Genomic DNA, 3,528 nt, shown 5'->3' with positions numbered 1-3,528 from the left:
TGACTGTTGCGGCTTGCAATTCCTGCTTCAACCGGCAAATAAGCGCTTCGTTTCTTTCTCCATCATTGCTCCTACTTACGGCAACTGCAGAATAAACTCCACGGCGGCTGTTAACTTAATGCCATTGGCCTTCACGGGGCGGGCGATCCACGACGCCTGGGCTCCCTATTTCGCCTACTCGTGTGCGCACGGCTTGTGCAACGCCCATCATCTGCGCTAATTAACCTTCGTCCACGAGCAAATGGGCCAAGGCTGGGCCCAGGAGATGAAAGAGGTGCTGGTGGCGATCAAGCACGCAGTGGAAGACGCCCGCCAGCACGGCGCCACCGCGCTGCCCCCGGCGCAGCAGCGGCGCTTTGGGCAACGCTATGATCACCTGCTGACCGTAGGCTTGCAGGTGCCGGAGAATCGGCCGCGGCCCCCCACTGGCAAACGCGGCCGCCCGCAACAAAGCAAAGCGAAAAACCTGCTTGATCGGTTGGCGCACCGCAAACCGGAGACGCTCGCCTTTATGGCGGACTTCTCCGTGCCCTTCGACAATAACCAAGCGGAGCGGGCTCTGCGCATGGTCAAGGTCCAGCAGAAGGTCTCGGGCTGCTTCCGCTCTCAGGAGGGTGCCAAGGTGTTTGCCGTATTCGCGGCTATATTTCCACTCTCAAAAAGCAAGGACGCGATGTGTTGGGGGCGTTATGCCGTGCCTTTATAGGACAGCCGCTTTCCCCACTGCCGCAGGCCTGAGTAGTTACGAAAGGACAACTTTTTCCGGACAGATATATCTATGAGTAAATTAGTGAAGAAACAGGTGCTGCTTGATCTCCAAGCGTTAAAGCGCGCCCAAAAGATCTTACGCAAAGACAGCGAGGCAGAGACCATCCGTGAGGCCATCAACCTTGTTACCCTCCGTCAAGAAGTCGCTGCTGGATTTGATCGTGTTGCAGGCAAGGCCCCTGATTTTCGTGATGTATGGGCCAAATAATGGCCGTGCGGTTGCTGTTTGATACCAGCATTTACATTACCGTGCTCAGGGATGAACACTTTGCCGAAGAGTTCCGCCCGCGCTACATGCGCGATATTCCGCGTACTCATTTCAGTTCTGTGGTGATTGAGGAACTTATTGCTGGAGCCCGTACCTTTCGCCATCGACGGCAAGCTGCTGCACTTTATGAACCCTTTGAACGCGCTGGCCGCATTGCGACGCCAAGTCATAACGTATGGAAGGAAGTGGGAACGGTCGTAGCAGCGCTGGCTGAGAAAGCACCGCAATGGCGAGACAAGCTTTCTCCTGGGTTCCTCAACGACATGCTGATTGCTCTCAGCGGTCGTTCGTTGGGGGCTACGTCGTCACCCGGAATGGGGAAGACTTTCGCCTCATTCGCCAGTTTAAGACCTTTGCTCTAGAGGTCATCTGATGCAGGCAGCCGATTTTGGTCTCGCTCTAGTTTTCCGCCCTTGGCCCATGGCCTCTCTGTTCTGTTCTTCACTCTTCATTTACTTGAGCCCAGTTTTCTGCAGCGCACCAAACACCCGCTCCAGCGTCGCTGGCTCCTTGTAGGGAACTCGCGGCTTCCACACTTCGAGTGACCACTTGGGGTTGATCTTCAGGACCGCTGCCGCCTCAGCTTGAGCGCCGGCTTCTCGACCGAGTTCACTATAGACCACCACCAGGAGTAAGTGAGCCTCCAGATCAGCCGGACTACCATTGAGCGTTTTCTTCAGCGTGGCAATCGCCTCCTCACTCCGCCCAGTCAGGTAATATGTGTGGCCTAGAAAGAGGAGACCTCTGGGTGACAACCGGGGGTTAAAACGTAGCGCCTTCTCAACCAACCCAAAAGCTTCCTCTGTTCGCCCCAAATAACTCAGGGTATGAGCCGCCCACGCATAGATCATCCCATGCATCGGATTGAGAGCAAGGGTCTGCTCCACCTCTAGACTTGCCTGCTCATACTGTTTCTTCCACACATATGCTCCACTCAATATACTGTGAGCCCAGGACGAGGCAGTATTCAAAGTCACCATTTGTTGCGCTGCCGTTAGTCCTCGGTCCAGGGTCTGGGGATCGTGACTCAGTTGCGAAGCCCGCGGTAGGGTGTCATCTAGAGCGATCGCCTGCTGCCCCAGTGCAAAGGCTCACTGCAGGTTTTGCGGGTCTGGATTACCTTGCTGAACCCAGGCAATCCAGTAGACCCATCCCAGCCACGCATACGCCTCGGCATACTGCGGGTCCAATTCGATGGTTTTCTCAAACAAAGGCCGCGCGTGTGGGCATTGCCCTCTTTGGTGAAGCGTAAAAAGTACTCTGCTCCACGTAGAAAAATGTCATATGCCGCCAGGTTGTTCGTGCGTTTGCGCACAATGTGCCCTGGCTCCTGTACAGTAAGCTGGAGTTTTAACGTGGTTGTGATGTAACCGGTGAACTGGCCAATCACACGATCAATTATACAAACGATCTTTCAGCGTTGACTGCTGGGCTCCTAGCACTGTTCGGACTGAGTGCCATCATGCTCATTGCTACGATAGCGCATGCGCGGTACGCTCCAGTTTTCGCATGCGCAATGGAGATCCGCCGATTTCATCCAGTAAGAACACACAGTGAGTAAATAGAGAAACGCTCGCAGAAACAGGAAGAAGACGGTGAGGAGCACGCGACATCTAGAGAACGAGGCAGGAGCAACCTCGTAGAAATCTTATCAACTCGATAAGTGTGGCTATTGCTCCTGACGGATTTCTTGGGGGGACCGGAGAAAAGGCGGTCTCGATAAAAAAGGCCGCCCTGTTGCATGTTCGGGTAGGGGTTTACTTATTCAGAGACTTTCTCATCTTTGAATCGTACTTCCCGGCAACGTTCTCGATTTTCTGAACCGCAGCTTCCATACGCGCAGCCGCGGCTTCAGCACGTTTCGCAGCATCTTCCGCACGGCTTGCTGCTGCAGCTGATCTATTGGCTGGTTCTGTCCACGTATCTCTCACTTCCGTTTCTTTGGTTATTGCACAACCACTCGTAATCATCGTGAACACACTCACAGCAGCAATGACTGTTGCACCTCTTTTATACATCTTCATTACGTGTCCCTCTTACCTCTTCAGCAATGCCGTCCTTACTTTCTCATTCCCTTCGTTGTCATTGCTTCGATGCGAGCTGCGGCATCTTCACACTTTTTTGATGCGGCTTCGACACGAGCAGCCGCCGCTTCTGCACGCTTGGCTGCATCCTCAGCACGACTCGCAGACTGACTCGAACGATTCGCAGCTTCAGTCCAGGTGTCTTTCACTTCACGTTGTGTTGAACAGCCAACATTTATAATGGAAAGCACAGCTACGGCGGCAACGCTCGTAGCGAATTTGACAAAAGTCCTCATCCTGCTTACCCCCTTCGTTGGATACATTGATCCCTCTATACTGCCACAATTTTGTCGCTTACTCAAACAGGCAGCGTGTTTACGTATCAGCATTCCCCAATATCCAGTAGCAATATATAAAATAGCCTGTAGGGGGAATGATGATCTCCCCCCCCCCTACTTCTCAGGCGAT

At 53.6% G+C, this 3,528-nt stretch carries 7 protein-coding genes; 4 read left to right on the top strand and 3 right to left on the bottom strand.

All coding sequences use genetic code 11. The annotated features are described in order from the left end of the window. From FJ147_27915 to FJ147_27900, 4 genes are all read left to right on the top strand, one after another. On the top strand, nucleotides 1-220 hold a 220-nt coding region (locus FJ147_27915; protein ID MBM4259710.1), incomplete at its 5' end, for a transposase. Nucleotides 221-241: 21 nt separating this feature from the next. Beyond that, nucleotides 242-706, top strand: coding sequence for a transposase (locus tag FJ147_27910; protein MBM4259709.1), 465 nt, complete (start codon nucleotides 242-244; stop codon nucleotides 704-706). A 72-nt stretch (nucleotides 707-778) separates the two neighbouring features. Next, on the top strand, nucleotides 779-976 hold the full coding sequence (locus FJ147_27905) for a hypothetical protein (protein ID MBM4259708.1): 198 nt from the start codon (nucleotides 779-781) through the stop codon (nucleotides 974-976). Further along, entirely contained in the window at nucleotides 964-1,398 is a 435-nt protein-coding gene (locus FJ147_27900; GenBank protein MBM4259707.1) for a PIN domain-containing protein, read from the top strand. The genes FJ147_27905 and FJ147_27900 overlap by 13 nt, the downstream gene beginning before the upstream one ends. 90 nt (nucleotides 1,399-1,488) lie before the next feature. Here the strand turns inward: FJ147_27900 and FJ147_27895 are convergent, their stop codons facing one another. The 3 genes from FJ147_27895 to FJ147_27885 all read right to left on the bottom strand — a co-directional run bounded on the left by FJ147_27895 (nucleotide 1,489) and on the right by FJ147_27885 (nucleotide 3,356). Next, entirely contained in the window at nucleotides 1,489-2,016 is a 528-nt protein-coding gene (locus FJ147_27895; GenBank protein ID MBM4259706.1) for a tetratricopeptide repeat protein, read from the bottom strand. 777 nt (nucleotides 2,017-2,793) lie between these two features. Continuing rightward, complete coding sequence (locus tag FJ147_27890; protein ID MBM4259705.1) at nucleotides 2,794-3,060, bottom strand: hypothetical protein; 267 nt, start codon at nucleotides 3,058-3,060, stop codon at nucleotides 2,794-2,796. 35 nt (nucleotides 3,061-3,095) lie between these two features. Beyond that, nucleotides 3,096-3,356 carry a hypothetical protein gene (locus FJ147_27885; protein ID MBM4259704.1) on the bottom strand — a complete coding sequence of 87 codons (261 nt, stop codon included), beginning with the start codon at nucleotides 3,354-3,356 and terminating at the stop codon, nucleotides 3,096-3,098. Nucleotides 3,357-3,528: the final 172 nt, after the last annotated feature.

This window comes from Deltaproteobacteria bacterium, from assembly GCA_016874775.1.
Taxonomy (GTDB): Bacteria; Desulfobacterota; Binatia; order Bin18; family Bin18; genus VGTJ01.
The sequence above is the reverse complement of the archived record's forward strand: the minus strand, read 5'-3'. Positions and strand labels throughout refer to the sequence as shown.